Origin of the sequence: Yersinia similis (assembly GCF_001053095.1) — a bacterium.
Lineage (GTDB): Bacteria > Pseudomonadota > Gammaproteobacteria > Enterobacterales > Enterobacteriaceae > Yersinia > Yersinia similis.
Genome location: NZ_CGBP01000020.1, coordinates 33,749 through 56,172, shown reverse-complemented (window position 1 = coordinate 56,172; position 22,424 = coordinate 33,749). Strand labels below are relative to the sequence as shown.

The window sequence follows — 22,424 nt, the reverse complement described above, 5'->3', positions numbered from 1 at the left end:
ATCGCTTACTAAGTTGATAAACTCTAACGGGTCGCCCTTAGAGGCGGCCAAAATGGCGAGTAGAATAGCCGATTAAAATTTGAGGAAAGCATATGTATGTTGGCATCGACCTGGGCACCTCCGGCGTTAAAGCTATTTTACTGGCCGAAAATGGGCAAGTAATTGCCAGCCAAAACGCAGCACTAACGGTTTCTCGCCCACATCCTTTATGGTCTGAACAAAATCCTGCTGATTGGTGGCAAGCAACCAATCAGGTCATGCAAGCGCTGGCCGCAGAACACGATATGCAGCAAGTAAAAGCGCTCGGGCTGACCGGGCAAATGCACGGAGCAACCTTGCTAGATAAACAACATCAGGTGCTGCGCCCAGCCATTTTATGGAATGACGGCCGCAGTTTTTCTCAGTGCCAAACATTGGAGCAAGCGGTACCGGCATCACGCCAGATAACCGGTAATTTGATGATGCCGGGCTTTACCGCTCCCAAATTGCAGTGGCTGGCAGAACATGAGCCAGACATGTTTCAATCTATCGATAAGGTATTATTACCAAAAGATTATCTGCGCTTCCTGATGAGCGGTGATTTCGCCACGGATATGTCTGACGCTGCCGGTACGATGTGGTTGAATGTCGCACAACGTGACTGGAGTGATGAGATGCTGGCTGCCTGTGGTTTATGCCGCCAGCACATGCCGACCTTGTTTGAAGGTAACCAAATAACCGGCCATATCAGTGCCGACATCGCCAAACGTTGGGGTATCAACAGAGTACCGATTGTCGCCGGCGGTGGCGATAATGCGGCCGGGGCGGTAGGGGTTGGGCTGTATAAGACCGGACAGGCGATGTTGTCACTGGGGACATCCGGCGTCTATTTTGCAGTCAGCGAAGGTTTTCTCAGTAATCCAGCCAGTGCGGTTCACAGTTTTTGCCACGCACTGCCTAATACTTGGCATTTGATGTCAGTCATGCTCAGTGCCGCCTCGTGTTTGGATTGGGCCTGCCAACTCACCGGGGCTGGCAGTGTTCCCGCCTTAATTGCTGAGGTAGAAAAAAAACCAATGGCTGCAACACCAGTGTGGTTCCTACCCTATCTTTCCGGCGAACGCACCCCTCATAACAACCCTAATGCTAAAGGGGCGTTTTGGGGCTTCACCCATGAGCATGGGCGGCCAGATCTAGCCCGCGCAGTATTGGAAGGTGTCGGGTTCGCACTTGCAGATGGAATGGATGCTCTCCATGCTAGTGGGCTACAGCCAAAGTCAGTCACATTAATTGGCGGCGGCGCTCGCAGTGCCTACTGGCGACAAATGCTGGCTGATATCAGTGGCCAAACGCTGGAATATCGCACCGGCGGTGACGTTGGCCCAGCGCTGGGCGCGGCCCGGCTAGCTCAAATCGCCATGAACCCAGATGTACCATTGGCTGATTTATTGCCCCCGCTGGCGCTGGAACAAACGCATTTACCGGATCCACAAAAGCATCACTATTACACCCACCGCCGGGTAACCTTTAAAAAACTTTATCAACAATTGCTGCCATTGTGTGAGTAGTCGTCAATAGTGCGAATAAACAACGTGCTGGGTAACTCATTATCACTCAGCACATTTTTATAGGGCCGCGGTTCACACACTAATAATAGTTAATCTTAATGATTGCCGTGGCATCAAACTGGCCCAGCTTTATCGGTTGTCCTTCAATGGCATTTAGGCGGGCAGTATAATTTCTTGTCACCTGAGAGATATTATTCAATTGCGCAAAATCAGCGTAACGGTTGTACACAACCGCCTGATTTTTATCATCATAAATGGTTAGTTTAATGCCGTTTTGCAGATCAATCCCATTGTCCCCCACCAATGGGTTAGCGGTTAAAAACTGTGCCTGAATGGAGAAATTAGCCAAACAACCTTGTTTTATCGCAGTAATAGAAAAAGGTTGGCTAAGATTATTATTGCTGGATAGTAACTGGGCTTTATTAAACGAACCAAAATTCACAATTTGTGACGCCGGAGAAATCACTAAATCCGCACCACAGGCAATAAAGCGTACAATACTTAAACCAGACAAAGTATATCTCAGATTTTTGGCACCCGCAGTCACGTTAATACCACCAGAGCCGTCCAATTGGAATACCGTAAAACTATCCGGGCCGGTATAATTTCCACTGGAAGGAAGATCATTAGTCACTTTAATATACAGACGAAAAGTCACCGTTACCGTTACGTTCTGCCCGCTAGTGATTGGGCTGCTATTGGTGCTTAAACGAGCAGAGCTGGTTTGTAGATCTTGTCCTAAGTAGCTGACACCTAACTGTAATCCCCGACCTAATGATTGCTCAAGCGGATTAAAATAGAACCAGACCTGATCATACACCGAGCCTAAAACATTGTCGCAGTATGCCGTTACCGTAATATCACTCGATTCCCAGATTTTTGTGCCAGGTGCAATGTTAGACGGTATCGCTAATTGGCCTATCGGAATGCCGGGTTTATTGACAACATTAGTGCCTTTCTCTACACAATCAAGTGCATAGGCAGCTTGCGATAACAGCATTACCATGAATAACAGGGCAATACAGCCACCGACTCGACTTATTTTATTTAAAATAGTCTGCATCATTGTTATTCCTTATTCATATGCTGAACAGGGTGCGTGTATCACCTTCTCTTTTCAACTGGCTGAATTTGGCATTCTGCTGATAAACAGTTAAAAATGCGTATCACAATGCCCCCAAAATCATCCATATAACCAACGTTATAACGGCTACCACTATAACCCGGCGTTTTAACAAATTCAGTACTAAAAGGCGCAATCATCACACTGTCAAAACCAGGAAAATTACCCCGCTCATTCTGACTCAAATAAGCCAACGTAATGTAATAAGGTGTTGGATTATCCATTTTAAGCCCCCCTACTTGTTTACTGATCTGTAATTTTTCCTGCCAGATATCACTATAATTCGCTTTGATAGCCACGGGCCGATAAAATAGCTTTACCCGATTTTGAATCGCAATTTGTACTACATTAGTCATTGCACTTTGCGGTGGGATCTCCCTCACATTGAAATAGAATAATGTCTCGCGATCAGTGGGTAACTTATCGGCATCCGGTAGCTTCATAATCCTAACCTGGCTTTTTTGTCCGGCATCAATCCGCTGCATAGGGGGTAACGCCACCAATGGACTCTCTATTTTTTGTCCTTTGGCATTTTCCAACCAAGATTGCGCCAGATAAGGTGATGACAGGCTCTGATTTTGTAAAATAACACTGGCGGACTTATCGGTACTATTAAAGATAATACGTGTCCGATCCAGATTAATTGCAGCCTGGCTGGTGAACGTCGTGAGCCACAACGCTATCCCTAATAGCGTTGAGGTTATTGACAAAGTGCCCGCGACGGAGAGAACAGGCAGATCGTAAAGACGCCGTAAACCCTTCCCTGGGGGCTCGAGCCGCGCCATCCTTGGCGCGGACGTCTTTACTCTTCTGCCTATCCTCACCGTTCAAGATCGCGTCATCGGGGTTTGTCAGCAGTCTGAACGCTATCCCTAATAGCGTTTTATTTGCCCACAAATGTTGTTGTCTCCATATCATGCTATTTATATCTTTCATTTCGCTATTCCACTGTAAAGGGCCTCATTTGGCTGTGAATAACTCGGTGCGATCAACAAACCGTTTTAATGAACATTGTTCCAAAAAATCACTCACTGGCAGGGCAGCAGTACCTTTCCTGAATTCATTCCTTTATCTTTTGGCAATATGAACGTGCACTGTTTTTTTCCCCATTGGACTGTCAGTCTCTCAGCGTCTTGTAATCCCGCCAAATAAGTCAGGCCATCGTCTCCCACAATCCCAACTTCAGCGCCCGTTTTATCAGTGATAACGGATGCCCCCAAGGGAGGAAAGCTGCCATCTTTCAGGCGGATAATCACCATCATTTGCTGACCTTTTACCGCCCTTATCTCACGGTAACCAATTGCTCCTTCGGTCAGCGTTTTTTGGATAACGGTGTTGTAGACCTCAATATCATCCGGTAGATTCTGCACATCCACCCGGATATCAGACTGCTGGTAGCTGGTCGCGCCACTCACAACCGCCACACCAAAACGGTTCGTCACTGCCGAATTATTATTCAGAGACACCCCTGAGACATCCCCGGTATCAACCATTATTCTTGGTTCATTGCCTGCTTTATTCTGGTGGGCAGCAACCCCATAAGCGGTCGCCGTAATTGAGCCATACCAATTGGCATTGATTGAGTTGTACTCATTATTTTTATGGCTGCCATCAAGACCAAATTCACCATAAGGTGAGCTATATTGATAACCACCACGAAATACGCCATTACCTTTTTGCAGTTCTGGGTTGCCACCACCCGCGCTGATACGCCAGATATTTTTCGAATCCTGGTTGTTGAAATAGGAGATATTTTGCGTGTAGTCGGTGTTGCTACCTTGCTGTGCATCATAGCTGGCTTGCTGGCCCATACTGATAGGGACGCTGAGCGATAAGAACATTTGATTCTCACTGCCATACGGATTATTCATTTTATTGGCGGATATCGTCGCCGAAATACCCTTAAAAGTACCAATATCAAAGATCTTGCTCATGGATATACCGTAATTGTTACTGGGGGCCGCATTCCAATAGGTTCTACGCGCCATCGATAAATATATCGTGATATCCGGCCAGGCCAGATACTGGTTAGCCGTCACGGTATAAGCTTGCTTATCATATTGCAGGGCGATATTTCCGTTCAGCCGGTCCAAATACTGGCTCATACTCATAAAGTTCTTCTTCGAGAAACGGTATCCGGCAAAGCTAATCTGGCTGTCAGTCTGCTCAAAACGTTTGGAATAATTAACCCGATAGCTTTCACCGCTCTGTTTTTCTTCATTTGGTAACTGCGCACGTGAGTGGGTGATATCAATAGACAGTGCGCCGAAGTCATATAAATTTTGCCCGACACCCAACGCAGCCGAGGTGTAATCCTGCGAAGTCGTCATCAGTCCACCGTACAATGAAACATTGTTAAATGCGCCCCACGAGAATTCGCCACTAAAGAATGCCGGATTACTGGCTGAATTATTACCCCCCGGCATCGGGCGGCCCAACGCAGTTTTATAGCGCACGGCACCTTTACGGGTTAAAAATGGCACGCTCGCTGCGTTGACTTGAAACACAGTGACACGGCCATCTTCCTCTTCCACGCGGACCTCAATATTCCCTTGTACGGCTTCGCTAATGTCCTGAATAACAAAGGGGCCTGGTGCAACGTTAGTCTGATAAAGCACCCGCCCATTCTGGCTCAGTACTACACGGGCATTGGTGCGGGCAATGCCCATGACCTGTGGTGCATAACCGCGTAGCGTCGGCGGTAACATACGCTCATCACTGGAGAGTGAAACGCCCAGAAAACGGAATGAATCAAAAATACTGGAGTTGAGATAGGTCTGCCCACCGATAAATTTAGCGCCTATTGAGGGGATCGCTCGAAAAGCATACACTTGCGGCCAATTAAAATTATGGTAGTGCTCTCCCGCCGTTTCTGTATTGATATATTGGTAATCCGCACGAATACGCCATGGTCCCATATTAGCCCCGGTAGTGCCGTAACTGCTGAAGTTCGTGGTGCTGCCACCAATATTCGGTGAGTAACGATAACCAAACAAGTTGTAATCCAATAAAATGCCAGCAACACCGTTTCCCCATTGTGAAGGCGGCACCCAATAGGGATCGTTATAAGCCAGCCAAGCTTGGGGAATAGAAATAATTAAGTATTGCTTCTCTTTATCGTACTGAGTTGTGATCTCTTTTCTTTCATCAATAGCAACACATTTACCGTTATTCCATAATGTCATCGACTCACGAATTTCCGTAGATAAACCAAATAGATTAACTAACTCTGGCGTCAAACAGAGTTTCGTTGCTTTTCCGTCATCGATAGCAAGATAAGTCACTAAATAACGTTCAGGTAACAGCCGACCATTAATCAGAATATCAAGTAGATAATCCCCCTGAGGGGTATAATCATCAACCTCAAAACGAGAGAGATCGATATTACTACGGTCTTTTGCATCGATAATATTGGTATTGAACTTTACTACCGCAGTCGATTCAGGCAAAAATAACCATATTGAAACTATTGTTAATGCTTTCACCATTCGAAAGATAGCTGTTTTTCTTTTAGCATTATATGGCATATATAAACCATTGTCTTATGGCGAAATATTAATTCAAGGGGAGTCGCCTCCCCTTAGGTTACTTTAAATATTTGTTATTTATAATTCAGGGCATAAGTTGCCTGAGAGACAACAGTACCGGTAGTTACCGGCGCACTGGTTGCTTCAATACGAGCAGCAAATACAATCTGATTCGGACCTGACGTCAGATTAATATCAGGACTCGTATCACCCACTTTGAGTAGCACGTCATTCGTGCCAATAAGGCGCACACCCACTCCTTTCGCGCTACCGGTGTTAGCCAGCAGGGCTGGAGCCGTCGCGTCAGCAATACCACTGAAGGTGACATTGACTTTAGACATTGCGGGATAAGTGGTACCCCCGCTCTCTTGAGCCGTCAGATTACAATCTTGCAGATTAATGTTATACCGTACGCTCTGAGAATATTTATTACCCGTTGCCAGAACCTTATTCGCTACCTGCCCTAGGTCTACGTTAATATCAATAGAATCTAATGCAATTGAGCATGGTGCATTAATAACCGTTCCAGTGAACTTAATACGCCCATTCCCTGCATCAGCAGCGAAAGCCTGATAAATAACAGATGAAGTTGCTAAAGCAATAATTAAAGTACTTTTCTTAACGTTAGACATATTAAAAACCTTTATGTAGATACTGCATTTAAAGGATATATCTCTGATATACCAACCACATAGTAAAATTATTAATAATGAATACATTCATGGTGAAATCAAAAAATGTTAAAGGGGTCTAATGTAATTAGAACGAAAAGTAAATCATTATATACAGTGAGATTTTACTCTCTAAAATAAAATACCCCAAATAAAATTTCACATCAATATCAAGATATCAACACACTCTTAAAATAAAAAATTATTAAAAATCTTACCAATTTTACTGAGTAAGAAATTATAAATAACAATAACCAACTGAAATGGAAAAGTATTTATATGCCATGCTAGTTTACTGGGGTAAATTCAGGCTTGTCAGTTTTACTAAAAATCGACTTTTCATCTTATAAAACAAACTAAACCATCAATTGCATTACCATTTATAAAAAATAGAGTTTTAATATAAATAATCAAATTTAACAGCAAGCTACAAGTGACAGTAAAAATAACAATCAAACAAATACTTAAATTGTATTTATGATAGAGGCGTGGGTTTTTATTTTAATTTTATTAAAAATAAGAATTTTCAATGAAAATAAAATTAAATCTCCTACAATATAGGTGAATTAATTCTTTAAAATTATAGGAAAAATCTCATTTATCATTTCAATATGTATATTTTTATGAATAAATTTAACAAATTTTAAACCACCTAGAATAAACCCTCTCGGTGGGTTTTACTTATAAACCCAGATAAAAAACAACATTAGTATCGAAGTCAGTGCCGTATATGGGCTCTTTGCACAGCGCTGAATTTGTTAATTATGCCCTAGCGTCGTTAATCATAAAGTGCCACAACGGGGAGTTGCCGTGGTTAACTGACCCACCGCCGCCGATCAATACACTGCAATCCCATTGATAATAATATACTTAGGCCGAGAGTCAGTGCAAAGACATAAAGAATATCCAGCACTGGGTAAGCAGTGAAATCATAATGATGCGTGCGGATAAAGTGAATAATCAGCGCATGAAAACCATAAATTGCCAGTGAATGCCTGGCGAGCCAACTTAGCCAGGTAATGTGCTGATTCAGACAATTTTTAAACCAGACCCACAGCGACACCGCCGCAACGAACACCAGCGGGCTACAATACATATAAAACGTATCAGCAAAACTGCCATTAATTCGCGTCTGTTTTTCCGTTGAGATGGCAATACATATTACACTCACGACAAACAGCAACGCCGCTCCCCAACTGATCCCCCGTCCCTGAGTTTCCAGCATACCCATCGCTCGGCCTAACATGGCATACAGCAAATAATAGAAAGTATCGCCGTAAATATAGAGGTTAGCAGGCAACAAACGGAAATCATCAAGAGAGAACTTGCTGGTTTGCGGGTTGGCGACAACAGCCAGTAACAGGATCAATATTGCCAGATAGCGGCCCGAAACGGGTTTCACATTAATAAGGGGCGAGACCAGATAGACCACGATAATGGCATAGAAGAACCACAGATGATAAAACACTGGTTTTTGCAGGATATTTTTCAACGAGGCCCAACCGTCGATTGGGGTCAACGTTGAAATATAGATCAGTGCGATCACGCTATAAAACAGCAGGCACAGTCCAATACGCATAAAGTGTTTTTTCTGAGCACTTTTTTCGCCAAAGAACAGATAGCCGGAGATCATAAAAAACAAAGGGACACACGCGCGGGAAGCTGAATTCAGCACATTGGCGATATCCCAGCTTAGTTCTCCTACCTGTGCGCCACGGGTCACATAATAAGTGGTGGAATGAATCATCACCACCATAATACACGCCACCGCCCGAAGGTTATCAATCCAGCCAATCTTATTGGTCATGCATGCTCTCTGTTATCTGTATTGTTTGTTGCAATAATGCTTGTTGCAATAATGTTTGTTGCGGTATCGCCTGCTACGCCGTTATCGACTGGAATTTAGCTGACCAAATTGCCTGAATATAAATAGGTACGCTATTATTTTTACAAATGATTATCTTCATAAACGATTTCCTGGCGAATAATAACGTAAGTTTAGGGATATACACAGAGTCATAGGGGGTTTGGGGGGGAGTTTTTGGTGCGGTGATCGGGTGCGGTGATTTGAGTCGGTGATCGGGTTCAGTGATTTGAGTCGGTGATCGGGTTCGGTTGTTATGGCTTTACAGCTCACCTGGCCTCCGATGAACCAACCGCCAATGGGGCCATAAGCGTGGCCCCCTTGGAACCCCGCGCTTTCGCACTATCGCTTGCCCACTGCGTGGGGTCCCTCGATTCATCATTTCGCTGACGGACCGGGCCGATTCGCTTCCTGCTCAAGCGGCCCTCGCTCGGCATCCATGCCTCGCGTCCTACCTTCATTCTTCACTCGGCTGCTCAAATGTGCTTTGAACGTCAACAACCCATTCAAAACCAAAAACGGATTCAAAGTCTAATCAGGTCTGTCTCAGATAACAGGGAGTAGACAGTCTGGCATCACTCGGCTGCTCAAATGTGCTTTGGACATCAACAACCCATTCAAAATCAAAAACGGATTAAAAGTCTAATCAGGTCTGTCTCAGATAACGGAGAGTAGGCAGTCTGGCATCACTCGGCAGCTCAAATGTGCTTTGGACATCAACAGCCACAAATCACTAAACTAAGGGTAATTATTGCTATAACCCGCTATTGACGGCAAAATAACCGCTCTGACACGATCTGACTGTAGGCCCTGCCCAAGCAGTTCCCTTTTACATACTTATTATTAATTAGCTTAATTTATGCAAACTTCATTTTCACCCACGACACGTTTAGGTCGACGGGCGCTTTTATTCCCTCTCTGCTTAGTATTGTTCGAATTTACAGCGTATATCGCCAACGATATGATCCAGCCAGGCATGCTGGCAGTGGTCGCCGAGTTTAATGCTAGCGTCGAATGGGTTCCAACCTCTATGACCGCTTATCTGGCGGGGGGGATGTTCCTGCAATGGTTGCTTGGGCCGTTGTCTGACCGCCGTGGGCGTCGTCCAGTGATGCTAGCTGGGGTCGCCTTCTTTGTCGTGACCTGCCTTGCCATTTTACTGGTTAATAGCATTGAACAGTTCATCGCAATGCGCTTCTTGCAAGGCATTGGCTTGTGCTTTATCGGTGCCGTCGGTTATGCCACTATCCAGGAATCTTTTGAAGAAGCAGTCTGTATTAAAATCACCGCGTTAATGGCCAATGTGGCATTGATTGCTCCGTTGCTTGGCCCATTGGCCGGTGCTGCCCTGATCCATGTGGCTCCTTGGCAAACCATGTTCGTATTGTTTGCGGTGCTGGGGGCAATTTCATTTGCTGGCCTGTGGCGCGCAATGCCAGAAACAGCCTCGCTGAAAGGGGAAAAACTGTCAGTTGCCAACATGTGGCGCGATTATAAGCAGGTACTTGCTAACCGCCGTTTCCTATGTGGTTCTTTAGCATTAGGCTTTGCCAGCCTACCTTTGCTGGCATGGATTGCCCAGTCACCGGTGATTTTGATCAGCGGAGAGCAGCTCTCTACTTTTGAATATGGCATTTTGCAGGTACCGATTTTCGGCGCACTGATTATAGGTAACCTGACACTGGCGCGATTGAGTGGTAAAACCAGTATTCCTCAACTCATCCGCTACGGCGCAGGCCCGATGATTGTTGGCCTGATGATCGCTGCCGGCTCAACACTCTATTCATCCCATGCCTATCTGTGGATGACCGCCGGGTTGAGCCTGTATGCTTTTGGTATCGGTCTGGCGAACGCCGGTCTGGTGCGGTTGACACTATTCGCCAGTGATATCAGTAAAGGAACCGTCTCTGCGGCCATGGGGATGATCAGCATGATGATCTTCACCTTAGGTATCGAGTTGGCCAAAGTGGCTTACCTGTGGGGCGACAGTAGAGGGTTTAATCTGTTTAACCTGATGAGCGGTTTACTGTGGCTAGGCTTGGTGATGGTGTTCATCCGCCGCCAACCCGAGGCGGTTGCTGCCGAGTAAGTTTATTCCATGCTGGAGGAGCATCAGATAGCTTCTCCAGCGGGATAACCTTACCCACGTTATATTTCTCAAGACGGTATTAAAAACACACCGATACGTATTTCCCCCAGATAAAGGGGTTTGAGGTCCAATGGGGTGAAAACCTACGCTAAGCGTCTATATATTCGTTAAAATTTCCAGTCAGAAATAACGCTGGGCGGTTATCGAACAGACTGTTACGGTCGCGGGCTTGCCCTGCAAGGTGACAAAATGGCTGATTTACCAGTACTGGCTGGTTGGCCCGCCTCCCTACTCTGCCATTACCCATTTGTCTTGGCTTTACCCGCAAAAAGCTAAATGTATCAAGAAACATCTGAAAATACTCCATTTTAATAGGGCAATAATCGTAATTTTATATAATGTATAGAGGAATAGGCTCTATCTATAGATATAATACCTTGTTAGATTGCCCCATAAAAAAAGGAGTGAGCAAATGGATATTGGTTTGAGCTTGCAGGAAAGAAATAATAAATATTTTTATGCAATGGCAAAAATAGAGGCTGATAACTTAATCAATCTCTCAAGAAGAGTTTCGTTTAATAATATAAAAGATGTTTTCTTGAGAGTGAAATTTGAGAATGATATCAAAGAGTTTACACAAAAAAATCTTACCTTTATACGGAACGCCAGAACAGACAACGATTGCAAGGAAGGGATAGACAACTTGAAAATGGAATGCTATCACCTTTCCAAGCAAGACAGTATGCTTTCATTAAAACAGGCGAAGGTATACATATCCGCTAAAATTGAAGAGCATGATAAAGTTATCGGCTATGTTATTGATGGAATAGCTGTAATTGTTGGCGGTTTACAGATGGTCGCCGGAGGTGGAATTCTCCTTGGCTCAATAGCTTCAGGAAATATTGTCGGTATCATCGTTGGTGCTCATTTGATATTAAATGGTGCAAGTAGTCTATCAGAAGGGGTTCAGCGGTTAAGAGGCAATAAAAATGCTACCGGTTTTATGCAGGATGCTTATATGGGAACGGCTGAATTCTTTGGATTTGAAAGAAAAACCGGTATGTTGGCCTATTATGCGGCAGATTTAACTACGTCATTCTATGGTGTCATTAAATTGTCATTAAAACCCGATGCGTGGAGATTGTATAAATATATTCCATCCGATTACTACCGAAAAATAAACAGCATGAGTAAGCTAGCACTTACCATACAAGGTGTTAAGGCTACAAATAAAATAAGAGTTATCGGTAGCACCTATCTGGATGATAATTCAGAGTATGAAAGAAAATAGACAGCAAGGAGGATCATTCCTCCTTATTGGAAAGATATCTATATGACTTCCATGCTAGGTTCAGTGGCGTTATATAATAAGTCATATACAAGCCAAAAATCAGGGCGACAAGATAACTGAATATTTCATCCGATGTATAATCATTGAACATCATAAAAATAAGAGGGGTAAATAAAATAGCACAAATCAAACATCCCGCGAAAAAACGCTTCTTTAACTCTATGAGTAAACTGGAATAGGTCTCTTTTTTCTTGTCATCACGCGAAACTATTTTCCTCATATGTGCAATATTCTTGGCAGTAAAGCCGTTATTTAGCAATTTTTTTTCCATTTCTAATTCTGTCACTGCGTTATCTCCTTATTACTGCATTGTAATATTCTATCGTGATAATAGACTGACGTCTAATCAATATTTATCCTGATACACCCTGTTCTACTTTTTCTTTATTACCCGGAGCGCCAAAATGTCAATATATTCGTTTTATCACACTTTCGGCTTTACCCGAAGACAACCCACATTCTGTTTATACTTGGGCTCCGTTTGGGAAACGGAAAATATGGTACGTTAAGGTGATTTTTTGTACTGGGGTTGTACGCCGGAACCGCATGACCCCTGGTTGATTATCAGGCTACCTTGAGCCTGGCACAGCAATGGGGTGGTGGAGAAGTTGCTTCTGCTGACGGTATGCGTTTTGTTACGCCAGTAAAAACGATTAACGCCGGACCCAATCGAAAATACTTTGGCTCCAACCGGGGAATTACTTGGTACAACTTTATTTCCGATCAGTTTTCTGGTTTTCACGGCATTGTTGTACCGGGCACCTTGAGGGACTCAATTTTTGTTCTGGAGGGTTTACTCGAACAGCAAACGGGGTTGAATCCACAGGAAATTATGACTGATACAGCAGGTGCCAGCGATTTGATATTCGGTCTATTCTGGCTGTTGGGATACCCGTTTTCTCCCCGTCTGGCGGACGCCGGAGATGCCGTTTTCTGGCGAGTGGATAAAAATGCGATAATCAATCCTTCAAATATTTATACTTTTGCTGCCAAAGTAGGGCTCAATTTATACAAAACGCTGATCTGGCAACAATATAGCTCTCCTCAAGAACCTATCGCAGAAAACAGGCCGCTATCTCGCAATATATGGCCATTACCCCGGCGGCGAGTGAAACCACTGCGATCAAAAAATTCAAGAATTTGGATCGCCAGTTTACGGCCAATACCGAGTCGATCACGGAAATCTGCGGCACTGACACTCCCCTGGCGGCTATCTAACTCACGGACCAAATCAGCAAGTTGCTCAATACGTTGGCTCAGATAATAACGATCCGTCACAACCGCGGTGATATAACCCAGTTGCGCCGCTTTACGTAATAGGCTGCGCATTTCGCCCTCTTCAGCCTGCAACTCGGCCGCTAAATCACGTACCCACCAAGGGTCATCAACAAAGTAAGGCACCGCTTGTTGCCACCCTATCTGCTCTTGCTCAGTAAACGCTAAACCATGTTCTGGCAGATGTAACCAGCCACGGGTGTTGTGTAATGCTCCCTCCACCAGCAAGTTATCAATTAGACGGAATACCACCCCCTCATCGAGAGTCGGTAAAGCCATACGTCGCAAACGCGCCCGCCCTAACCCCAACTGATCGCCATGCTGTTGGTGATAGAGGGTTAATACATGCAAGAGGGTTTGTTGCGCTTGCTGTGCGTGAGGATGTGATAGCGCAATGTCCCCGGCAACGACAGTATCGGTCGCCGCCAGTAATGCCGCCATCTCATTGTCAGTAAGCTGGCGCGCCCAACTAAACGTGCGCACGGAGACCGGCCCTTGCGCCAAATGTAAATCCAACACCTCCCGATCACTCGTCGCCTGGGCCAGTGCAGTTAACCAAGCCAAATACGCCGGTTGCCGTTTACCACGTGGTGGCACCGCCAGATGAATCACCCGTGCGCCACCCAAGGTTTTCTTCGCACCGATATCACGCAAGATCACCCGGTCGTTTTCCACCAGCCACAGTGGGCTGTCCAGCAGCAACTCTGCCAAAATCTGAGAGGATTGACCGCCTGATGTGGATTGATTATTTATGATTTGTTGATGGCCGATTAACGGTTGTTGGTCGTCAATTAATTGTTGTTGGTCGTCAATTAACTGTTGGTGACCTAGTAGTGAAAAACGGCCCGTAATATGGCGGGCCCCATGATACAGATGTAAGGGCTGCCAGTGTTGTAACGGCGTATCTGCATCAACGGTTACCAACACCCGATCCACCGGCGGCAGCGGCGGCTGCGCCAATAACCAATCACCGCGGTTAATTTGCTGCTTACTGATATCACCACTGATATTCAGGGCAATGCGCTGGCCGGCTTGCGCCTGCTGTGCCGGTTGGTTCTGGGCATGAATACCTCGCACCCGCACGGGGCAATCACCGCCAGCCAGCCACAGGGTATCCCCGACCGCCACCTCGCCCGCCAATGCCGTCCCCGTCACCACCAAACCGGCCCCTTTCACGCTGAAAATCCGGTCAATAGCCAGACGAAAACGCCGCTGTAATCGGCCATTCTGAGCACTTTTCTGATGACATTGCGCCAGATGCTCACGTAACTCACCGATACCCCGATCAGTTACTGCCGCCGTGACAAGTAGGGTAACCTGCTCCACCAGCCAGCCCTGTGCAACCAACTCCTGCAAAATCTGCTGACGAACCTGTGCAATGCGCTCATCATCAACCCGATCCGCTTTGGTCAATGCCACCGTTAGCGCTGGCCGGCCACTCAGCCGCAAAATCGCCAGATGTTCACGGGTCTGCGCCATCACGCCATCATCACAGGCCACCACCAACAGAGCGTGATCAATACCGCCCACCCCCGCCAACATGTTAGCCAAAAACTTCTCATGACCGGGCACGTCAATAAAACCCATGATACGGCCATCAGGAAGTGGCCAGTAGGCATAGCCCAGATCGATGGTCATCCCCCGCTGCTTCTCTTCCGGCAACCGATCCGCATTGACGCCGGTAATGGCCTGTAACAGTGTGGTTTTGCCATGATCGACATGGCCTGCGGTGACAATAATCATGATGCCAATTCCCTGAGCAACGCCGCCTCATCCTCTAGGCAGCGTAAATCCAGCCACAAACGCCCATCAGCCACACGGCCAATGGCTGGCTTCGTCAATGTGCGCCAACGCGCCGTTAAGGCTTCCAATGTACTACCACGCCCATCTTTAGGCGTAAAAGTCAGCGCCCAACTGGGCAAGCGATCAACAGGCAGCGAACCACTGCCAATTTGTGACCAGCATGATTCAACATTCAAAGTGAAATCTGTGCCATAACAGACCCTCAGTGGGGCCAGCAGGCGTTGTGCGCACGCGGCGATCTCTGATACGGGGCGGGTCAGTAGCCGCAGGGATGGCAGTTGTTCAACCAACCGATCTGGCTGCTGATAGAGGCGCAAGGTGGCGTCCAAAGCCGCCAGTGTCATTTTATCAGCCCGCAATGCTCGCTTCAGCGGATGCTGCTGTAACCGCTCAATCCACTGTTTTTTACCGAGAATGATCCCCGCTTGCGGCCCGCCTAGCAGTTTATCGCCGGAGAAGGTCACTAAATCTACGCCTGCCGCAATCAACTGTTGTGGCATTGGCTCTGCCGGCAAACCGTAACGGGTCATATCCACCAGCGAACCACTGCCTAAATCGGTGACGGTCGGGATGGAATACTCTTGCCCCAATACCGCCAGTTGCTGTTCGGATACCGCGGCCGTGAAACCCTCAATACTGTAATTGCTGGTATGAACCTTCATCAGCAGGCCCGTATTTTCATTGATGGCCTGCCGGTAATCCTTCAGATGTGTTCGGTTCGTGGTACCCACTTCGACCAGTTCACATCCTGCCTGACGCATGACATCAGGAATGCGAAACGCACCGCCAATCTCGACCAGTTCACCACGGGAGACCACGACTTGCTTCCCCGCCGCCATGACCGTTAACAACAGGAAGACCGCCGCCGCATTGTTATTGACGATACAGGCATCTTCCGCACCGGTCAGGGTACAGAGTAAATCGGCAACAGCCCGATCACGGTGCCCACGGCCCGCGCCCTCTAAGGAGTATTCCAAGGTGACCGCGCTTCGCATGGCATCGGTCACCGCCGCAATAGCAGATTCTGCCAGCGGCGCACGCCCCAAATTGGTGTGCAGCACCGTGCCGGTAAGATTAAACACAGGTTTTAACGCGGGTTGCCGTTGATTCAATCGTTGACGTAAAGCGGCAGGCCAGTCCGCACACCAATCAGCCAGAGTATGAAATTGACCGATATATTCACGAGCTTCCACCTGTAATTGACGCAGGGTGTCGGCCAAAAGAACAGGGCCATACTCCGCCAATAAGGGGGCCATTTCAGGCTCATTCAGTAAGCGATCAATGGCCGGTAACTGGCGATATAATGGGTGTGGTTCTGCGCTCATAGTCACTCAAACAGATTAATTAAACGATATACCCGCCATACGTCGAGTTACATGTACGTTGACTGCCCTCGCTCCCCCCGGTCACTGATTTGCCATTGACCTAACATCAATAAGCTCTTGGGGATTCACGCTATTGCCGCCTTCCTGCAACTCGACTTATTTAGGGTAAATTGTAGCAAGGTTACGTATTACTCACCTGGGAACAAAAATGGATTAATACTGCTGCGGGCGAATCCTTCACCTTCCATCTTGGCATCAAGGATCAATGAGGCCAAATCATCAGCGACCGCTTCCACCTGCGGATCTTTTTCCTGATAAAGAATTTTTAGGTAAGTACCACAATCACCGCAACTTTCTGCTTTTACTGCGGCCAATTCGCTGTCCAACGACCAATAGTTAAGATCACGGGTTTGCTCACAGTTACTGCATTTAATCCGCACCACATGCCATTCGCTTTCACACAAATTACAGTGCAAATAACGCAAGCCGTTATGGGTGCCGATATGTACAACACTGGAAACCGGAATGCTGCCACACACTGGGCAAAATTGACGGTGTTCACCATATTCAGCCCGCGCTTTGCCGGGGATCTGGCTGGCCATCTGCGCCCAATAGAGCGATAAAGCGGCCCATATAAACGGGGCTTTCTCACTACCGACTTGAGAAAAATCTCGGTTTAGCAAGGCATCAGCGTACAACTCCAGCTCATGAACCGATGCTTTATCGAGATTATCCAACACCGCCAAAATGTGGTCGGGGGCATCGTGACGCAACTCGGCAATCAGCGCAGATAGCAGCTTGCGCCAATGTTCGGTACGCGGAAAAACGCTCACATCCAAGGGTGGCTTGCCACTGGCCGCTGATTGCACCAACTCGGCTTGCATATCCAATACCAACGGATTGTCATGCAGCGCTTTTTGCTGGGCTTCAGTAATTTTAGCCGCAAAATCCAGATAATCAGCCAGCGGATTGTCCAGCGCCAGCTGCTGCAAACGTTCAGTGCGCCGGGTATACAAGCTTTTTAAATTCGCGAAAAGTAACGGCGGGATATTCCCCGCCGTTGTACCTTTTTCGCGTTGTTTACCTAATTGGTCTTTAGGGACAATACGAATACTCATCAGGGTTTCTCTTCCTGTTTCTCTTGCAGCTGACTTTTGGCGCGAGCATCATCTTTACTACGGACTTCACGATACCAACGCGGATGGTGCTTTTTAGCCCATGCCGCAGGTACCCAGCCCTCCACCATCGCAGTAATGGTCCCCTTCACCCACAGGGCCGCATACACATGCACCATAATCACGATAATCAACCCAACCGCCGCCAGCGAATGCACCAGTAGTGCCAGACGGATCAGCGGGATAGGGAAGGATGGCGCAAAGTAAGGCCGCCAAATCACCACGCCACTGACTAGCAGTAGCACCAGACTGATAATAGCTGCCCAGAATACGCATTTTTGGCCAAAATTATAGCGTCCTGTGTCACCCACTTCCTCATTCATGGCGATTTTATGGATATTCTTGGCCCACTCCAAGTCGTCTTTATTGATCAGGTTATGTTTCCAGTAGCGGAAAAACATGATCAAAAAGGCTGCGAACATCACCACCCCGGCAAAGGGGTGAAGAATGCGCGCCATCTGTGGTGTACCAAAAATATTCATCAGCCAGTTAAATGAGGGGAAGAAGAACCCTAATCCACTGATAGCCGCCAATATAAAGAAGAAGGCGACTATCCAGTGGTTAATGCGCTCCGGCGCACTGTAGCGCTGGATTGGTTTTTCTTTTTTCATTTCCGCGTTTCCCCTTCGTCTGGGCGCTCAGAGGTTGTCTGCTCTGGTGCCTTTGCTACCGTCTCGGAAGGTGTAGGAGCTGTTGTATCATCGTCTTCTTCCTCTTCCTCCACCCGGTTCGGGCCTACGCCAACGTAATGGAAGATACTGGCAGCAAAGGTCGCCGCGAAACCTACCGCAGCCAACGGTTTCCAGATGCCTTTCCAGAAAGTTACCGTCGGGCTGATGGTCGGATTATCTGGCAGTCCATGATACAGCTGGGGTTTATCCGCATGATGCAGTACATACATCACATGGGTACCGCCGACGCCCGCAGGGTCATATAACCCTGCGTTATCAAACCCACGGGTTTTTAGCTCTGCAACCCGGCCGGCAGCCACTTCTTTCATCGACTCTTTGGTACCAAAGTGAATAGCCCCAGTCGGGCAGGTTTTCACACAAGCAGGTTCCTGACCAACACCGACACGATCGACGCATAAGGTGCATTTATACACCCGATTGTCATCTTTATTCATGCGAGGGACATCGAACGGACAACCTGCTATACAGTAACCACAACCAATACAATGTTCTGATTGGAAATCAACGATACCGTTGGCGTACTGGATGATCGCCCCTTCCGATGGACATGCCTTCAGGCAGCCCGGATCGGCGCAATGCATACAGCCATCCTTGCGGATCAACCACTCCAGCTTGCCGCTCTCTTCATCTTCAACTTCAGAGAAGCGCATCACTGTCCACGATTTAGCGGTTAAATCGGCGGGGTTGTCATAAACCCCGACGTTATGGCCCACTTCATCACGGATATCGTTCCACTCCGAACACGCCACCTGACAGGCTTTACAACCGATACAGGTGGTGACATCGATAAGTTTAGCCACCGATTCCTGATGATCACGAACCTGAGGTGGCGGCGTAAGGGAATTAGTACCGGAGCGCCGGATAATGTCTTGAGTTTGCAGTGACATAGATTCTCTCCGTTATACCTTTTCCACGTTGACCAGAAACGCCTTGAACTCTGGCGTTTGCGTGTTGGCATCACCGACATACGGCGTCAGGGTATTGGCCAGGAAGCCTTTTTTCGCCACTCCTTCGTATCCCCAGTGGATCGGGATACCAATGGTGTCAACTTCTTGCCCATGCACATTCAGCGTACGAATACGTTTAGTCACCACCGCCTTGGCTTTGATAAAGCCACGGTTAGAGCTGACTTTCACGGTGTCGCCTTGCTTAATCCCTTTCTTCGCAGCCAGTTTTTCGCCAATTTCCACAAACTGTTCCGGTTGAGCAATGGCATTGAGCAACGCATGTTTGGTCCAGTAGTGGAAATGTTCGGTCAGACGATAAGTGGTGCCGACATAAGGGAATTGCTCGTGCGACCCCATCGCGGCCAGATCGTCTTTAAATACACGAGCGGCTGGGTTAGATATCACATTCGGATGCAATGGGTTAGTCCCTAGCGGCGTTTCAAATGGCTCATAATGCTCAGGGAACGGCCCTTCTGCCATCTTATCAGTTGCAAACAAGCGGCCCATCCCTTCAGGCTGCATGATAAACGGCCCAACATCACTGCCCGGTGCAGCAGCACTGTAGTCAGCAACATCAATGCCAGCCCACTTAGCACCATCCCACTCCAGCAACTGGCGTTTCGGATCCCACGGTTTACCCTGCGGGTCAGCAGACGCACGGTTGTAAAGAATGCGGCGGTTAAGCGGCCATGCCCATGCCCAGCCCAACGTATTACCGAGACCGGATGGATCAGCATTATCACGCCGCGCCATTTGGTTACCGGCTGGTGTCCAGCTACCCGCAAAGATCCAGCAACCACTAGAAGTGGTACCGTCATCACGCAGTTGAGCGAAGGTACTGAGCTGTTCGCCTTTTTTGACCAGCACTTTGCCGTCGGCATCAGTGAGATCCGCCAGCGCTCGCCCATTACTTTCCATTGCCACTTCTTCCGGCTCTGGATTTTCTGGTGTCAGGTAGTCCCAAGTCATATTGAGTACCTGTTCAGGCACCGCGCCACCTTCCCGCTGGTACATCTCACGCATACGCATAAAGATGCCCGCCAGAATCGCACCATCGTTCAGTGCTTCTCCCGGTGAATCAGCGCCTTTCCAGTGCCATTGCAGCCAGCGGCTGGAGTTAACGATCGAGCCGTTCTCTTCAGCAAAACAACTGGATGGCAAGCGGAACACCTCAGTTTGAATTTTCGATGGATCGACATCGTTAAATTCACCGTGGTTTTGCCAGAAATTCGCGGTTTCAGTATTGAGCGGATCAATGGTCACCAAGAATTTCAGCTTCGACAGCGCTGCTGTCACTTTGTTTTTATCCGGGAACGAGGCAATCGGGTTAAAGCCTTGGCACAGATAGCCGTTGACCTTGCCCTGCGACATCATTTCGAAATACTGTAATACGTCGTAGCCTTTATCCCACTTCGGCAACCAGTCGTAGCCCCAGCCATTTTCCTTTTGGGCGTTATCACCGTAGAAACTTTTCATCATACTGACGAAGAATTTTGGGTAATTACTCCAGTAGTTAACCTGGCCTGGTAACAGGGCTCTCGGCGTATTGGCTTTTAGGTAGGTATCAATATCCGGCTGTTTTTCTGACGGCAGGTTTAGGTAGCCCGGCAGGCTTTGCGACAATAGGCCAAGGTCAGTCAGCCCTTGGATATTGGAGTGGCCGCGCAAAGCGTTAACACCACCGCCCGCCATCCCCATGTTGCCCAACAGCAACTGTATCATCGCCATAGTCCGGATATTCTGCGCACCCACAGAGTGCTGCGTCCAACCCAAGGCATACAGGAACGTCGCCGTTTTATTGGACACACTGGTTTCGGCGAGATATTCGCAAACCTGTAAGAAATCGTCTTTTGGCGTACCGCAAATATTGGAGACCACTTCCGGCGTATAGCGGCTAACGTGCTCTTTCAGCAGGTTCCACACACAACGCGGGTGTTGCAGCGTGACATCCCGTTTAGCAAAACCGTTTTCATCCAACTGATAGTTCCAGCTGGTTTTATCGTATTTGCGGTTTTCGGCGTCATAGCCACTGAACAGGCCATCATCGAAAGCATAGTCTTCCCGCACCAGCAAGCTGGCGTTGGTATAGGCTTCGACATATTCGCGGTTAATTTTATTGTTGGAAATCAGGTATAACAATACGCCGGACAGAAACGCAATATCAGTACCAGAGCGGATTGGCGTATAGAAATCAGCCACCGATGCCGTACGGGTAAAGCGCGGATCTATCACAAGAAGCTTGGCATTGTTGTGGATCTTGGCTTCCATCGCCCAGCGGAACCCCACCGGATGCGCTTCTGCCGCATTACCGCCCATGACGATAATTAAATCCGCGTTCTTAATATCAACCCAGTGGTTGGTCATCGCACCGCGACCAAATGTTGGAGCAAGACTTGCTACCGTTGGTCCGTGTCAGACACGTGCTTGGTTATCTACGGCAAGCATGCCGAGAGCGCGACTAAATTTTTGGGTCAAATAACCCGTTTCATTGCTCGATGCCGAAGCACACAGCATACCGGTGCTTAACCAACGGTTGACGGTAACACCGGCATCGTTGGTCTTAATGAAGTTAGCGTCCCGGTCTTCTTTCATTAATTTGGCAATGCGAGTAAACGCATCATCCCAAGTGATTCTCTGCCACTTGTCTGAGCCAGGTGCCCGATATTCTGGGTATTTCAGGCGGCTTTCGCTGTGGATAAAATCGACCAACCCAGCCCCTTTCGGGCATAGTGCACCACGGTTAACCGGATGATCCGGATCCCCTTCGATGTGAAAAATACTTTCTTTGGCATTTTTCGCGCCGTCGCCAAGGCTATACATCAAAAGCCCACAACCGACAGAGCAATATGTGCAGGTGTTTCGTGTCTCGCGAGCACGCAGCAATTTATAATTGCGCGTTTCCGCCAACGCCACTGACGGCATGAAGCCGAGTGCCGCGACCGTTGTTCCTGCCATACCGCCAGCGCAGATCTTAAAGAACTGCCTTCTGCTGACCTGCATGGGTATCTCCTTCATTGTCACATTATTTCCAGTTC

Annotated in this window: 16 protein-coding genes and 3 pseudogenes; 4 read left to right on the top strand and 15 right to left on the bottom strand. The window is 47.6% G+C overall.

The genetic code is table 11. The features are described from left to right. The first annotated feature begins 92 nt into the window (after positions 1-92). On the top strand, positions 93-1,547 hold the full coding sequence (gene xylB, locus AC971_RS14720; RefSeq protein ID WP_025381906.1) for a xylulokinase: 1,455 nt from the start codon (positions 93-95) through the stop codon (positions 1,545-1,547). A 79-nt stretch (positions 1,548-1,626) separates the two neighbouring features. Here xylB and AC971_RS14715 read toward each other — a convergent pair whose 3' ends face one another. From AC971_RS14715 to AC971_RS25210, 7 genes and pseudogenes are all read right to left on the bottom strand, one after another. Continuing rightward, positions 1,627-2,613, bottom strand: coding sequence for a fimbrial protein (locus tag AC971_RS14715; RefSeq protein ID WP_025381907.1), 987 nt, complete (start codon positions 2,611-2,613; stop codon positions 1,627-1,629). 38 nt (positions 2,614-2,651) lie between these two features. Then, on the bottom strand, positions 2,652-3,380 hold the full coding sequence (locus AC971_RS14710; RefSeq protein ID WP_038402469.1) for a fimbrial biogenesis chaperone: 729 nt from the start codon (positions 3,378-3,380) through the stop codon (positions 2,652-2,654). Next, a pseudogene (locus AC971_RS25775) lies at positions 3,364-3,426 on the bottom strand (gluconate 5-dehydrogenase); the annotation flags it as partial. The gene AC971_RS14710 and the pseudogene AC971_RS25775, both read right to left, overlap by 17 nt. 272 nt (positions 3,427-3,698) lie before the next feature. Then, positions 3,699-6,119, bottom strand: coding sequence for a fimbria/pilus outer membrane usher protein (locus tag AC971_RS14700; RefSeq protein WP_231573020.1), 2,421 nt, complete (start codon positions 6,117-6,119; stop codon positions 3,699-3,701). Positions 6,120-6,271: 152 nt separating this feature from the next. After that, positions 6,272-6,829 carry a fimbrial protein gene (locus AC971_RS14695; RefSeq protein WP_025381910.1) on the bottom strand — a complete coding sequence of 186 codons (558 nt, stop codon included), beginning with the start codon at positions 6,827-6,829 and terminating at the stop codon, positions 6,272-6,274. A gap of 853 nt (positions 6,830-7,682) precedes the next feature. Then, the gene (locus AC971_RS14690; protein ID WP_025381911.1) at positions 7,683-8,675 is read right to left on the bottom strand and encodes an acyltransferase; all 993 of its coding nucleotides are present in this window, start codon (positions 8,673-8,675) and stop codon (positions 7,683-7,685) included. Further along, positions 8,665-8,880, bottom strand: a pseudogene (locus tag AC971_RS25210) (hypothetical protein). Before AC971_RS25210 ends, AC971_RS14690 begins: the two are co-directional and overlap by 11 nt. A gap of 711 nt (positions 8,881-9,591) precedes the next feature. Here AC971_RS25210 and AC971_RS14685 point away from each other — a divergent pair. Further along, complete coding sequence (locus tag AC971_RS14685; protein ID WP_025381912.1) at positions 9,592-10,821, top strand: MFS transporter; 1,230 nt, start codon at positions 9,592-9,594, stop codon at positions 10,819-10,821. 148 nt (positions 10,822-10,969) lie between these two features. On the opposite strand, the gene AC971_RS14680 is transcribed toward AC971_RS14685, so the two are convergent. Beyond that, the gene (locus AC971_RS14680; RefSeq protein WP_025381913.1) at positions 10,970-11,173 is read right to left on the bottom strand and encodes a hypothetical protein; all 204 of its coding nucleotides are present in this window, start codon (positions 11,171-11,173) and stop codon (positions 10,970-10,972) included. 357 nt (positions 11,174-11,530) lie between these two features. Here AC971_RS14680 and AC971_RS14675 point away from each other — a divergent pair, with 357 nt between their 5' ends. Next, positions 11,531-12,112, top strand: a complete 582-nt coding sequence (locus AC971_RS14675; RefSeq protein ID WP_025381914.1) for a DUF4225 domain-containing protein — start codon at positions 11,531-11,533, stop codon at positions 12,110-12,112. Positions 12,113-12,125: 13 nt separating this feature from the next. Here AC971_RS14675 and AC971_RS14670 read toward each other — a convergent pair whose 3' ends face one another. Beyond that, the gene (locus AC971_RS14670; protein WP_025381915.1) at positions 12,126-12,458 is read right to left on the bottom strand and encodes a hypothetical protein; all 333 of its coding nucleotides are present in this window, start codon (positions 12,456-12,458) and stop codon (positions 12,126-12,128) included. Positions 12,459-12,725: 267 nt separating this feature from the next. On the opposite strand from AC971_RS14670, the pseudogene AC971_RS22150 reads away from it, so the two are divergent. Continuing rightward, a pseudogene (locus tag AC971_RS22150) lies at positions 12,726-13,127 on the top strand (Tn3 family transposase); the annotation flags it as partial. Positions 13,128-13,216: 89 nt separating this feature from the next. Here AC971_RS22150 and selB read toward each other — a convergent pair. From selB to fdnG, 6 genes are all read right to left on the bottom strand, one after another. Continuing rightward, on the bottom strand, positions 13,217-15,190 hold the full coding sequence (selB, locus tag AC971_RS14665; RefSeq protein ID WP_048677736.1) for a selenocysteine-specific translation elongation factor: 1,974 nt from the start codon (positions 15,188-15,190) through the stop codon (positions 13,217-13,219). Then, entirely contained in the window at positions 15,187-16,575 is a 1,389-nt protein-coding gene (selA, locus tag AC971_RS14660; RefSeq protein WP_025381917.1) for an L-seryl-tRNA(Sec) selenium transferase, read from the bottom strand. Before selA ends, selB begins: the two co-directional genes overlap by 4 nt. Positions 16,576-16,763: 188 nt before the next feature. Further along, positions 16,764-17,693: a formate dehydrogenase accessory protein FdhE gene (gene fdhE, locus AC971_RS14655; RefSeq protein WP_025381918.1), complete on the bottom strand. Its 930-nt coding sequence runs from the start codon at positions 17,691-17,693 to the stop codon at positions 16,764-16,766. After that, positions 17,693-18,361, bottom strand: a complete 669-nt coding sequence (fdoI, locus tag AC971_RS14650) for a formate dehydrogenase cytochrome b556 subunit (RefSeq protein WP_025381919.1) — start codon at positions 18,359-18,361, stop codon at positions 17,693-17,695. Before fdoI ends, fdhE begins: the two co-directional genes overlap by 1 nt. Further along, a complete protein-coding gene (gene fdxH / locus AC971_RS14645) occupies positions 18,358-19,329 on the bottom strand; it encodes a formate dehydrogenase subunit beta (protein ID WP_025381920.1) in 972 nt (323 codons plus the stop codon). Before fdxH ends, fdoI begins: the two co-directional genes overlap by 4 nt. Positions 19,330-19,341: 12 nt before the next feature. Further along, complete coding sequence (gene fdnG, locus AC971_RS14640; protein ID WP_144236060.1) at positions 19,342-22,389, bottom strand: formate dehydrogenase-N subunit alpha; 3,048 nt, start codon at positions 22,387-22,389, stop codon at positions 19,342-19,344. Between the last annotated feature and the right edge of the window lie 35 nt (positions 22,390-22,424).

Bases quoted from the DNA above. Each gene is read 5' to 3' on its own strand.
- xylB (WP_025381906.1), top strand. From the start codon at position 93: ATGTATGTTGGCATCGACCTGGGCACCTCCGGCGTTAAAGCTATTTTA.
- AC971_RS14715 (WP_025381907.1), bottom strand. From the start codon at position 2,613: ATGATGCAGACTATTTTAAATAAAATAAGTCGAGTCGGTGGCTGTATT.
- AC971_RS14695 (WP_025381910.1), bottom strand. From the start codon at position 6,829: ATGTCTAACGTTAAGAAAAGTACTTTAATTATTGCTTTAGCAACTTCA.
- AC971_RS14690 (WP_025381911.1), bottom strand. From the start codon at position 8,675: ATGACCAATAAGATTGGCTGGATTGATAACCTTCGGGCGGTGGCGTGT.
- AC971_RS14685 (WP_025381912.1), top strand. From the start codon at position 9,592: ATGCAAACTTCATTTTCACCCACGACACGTTTAGGTCGACGGGCGCTT.
- AC971_RS14680 (WP_025381913.1), bottom strand. From the start codon at position 11,173: ATGTTTCTTGATACATTTAGCTTTTTGCGGGTAAAGCCAAGACAAATG.
- AC971_RS14675 (WP_025381914.1), top strand. From the start codon at position 11,531: ATGGAATGCTATCACCTTTCCAAGCAAGACAGTATGCTTTCATTAAAA.
- selB (WP_048677736.1), bottom strand. From the start codon at position 15,190: ATGATTATTGTCACCGCAGGCCATGTCGATCATGGCAAAACCACACTG.
- selA (WP_025381917.1), bottom strand. From the start codon at position 16,575: ATGAGCGCAGAACCACACCCATTATATCGCCAGTTACCGGCCATTGAT.
- fdhE (WP_025381918.1), bottom strand. From the start codon at position 17,693: ATGAGTATTCGTATTGTCCCTAAAGACCAATTAGGTAAACAACGCGAA.
- fdoI (WP_025381919.1), bottom strand. From the start codon at position 18,361: ATGAAAAAAGAAAAACCAATCCAGCGCTACAGTGCGCCGGAGCGCATT.
- fdxH (WP_025381920.1), bottom strand. From the start codon at position 19,329: ATGTCACTGCAAACTCAAGACATTATCCGGCGCTCCGGTACTAATTCC.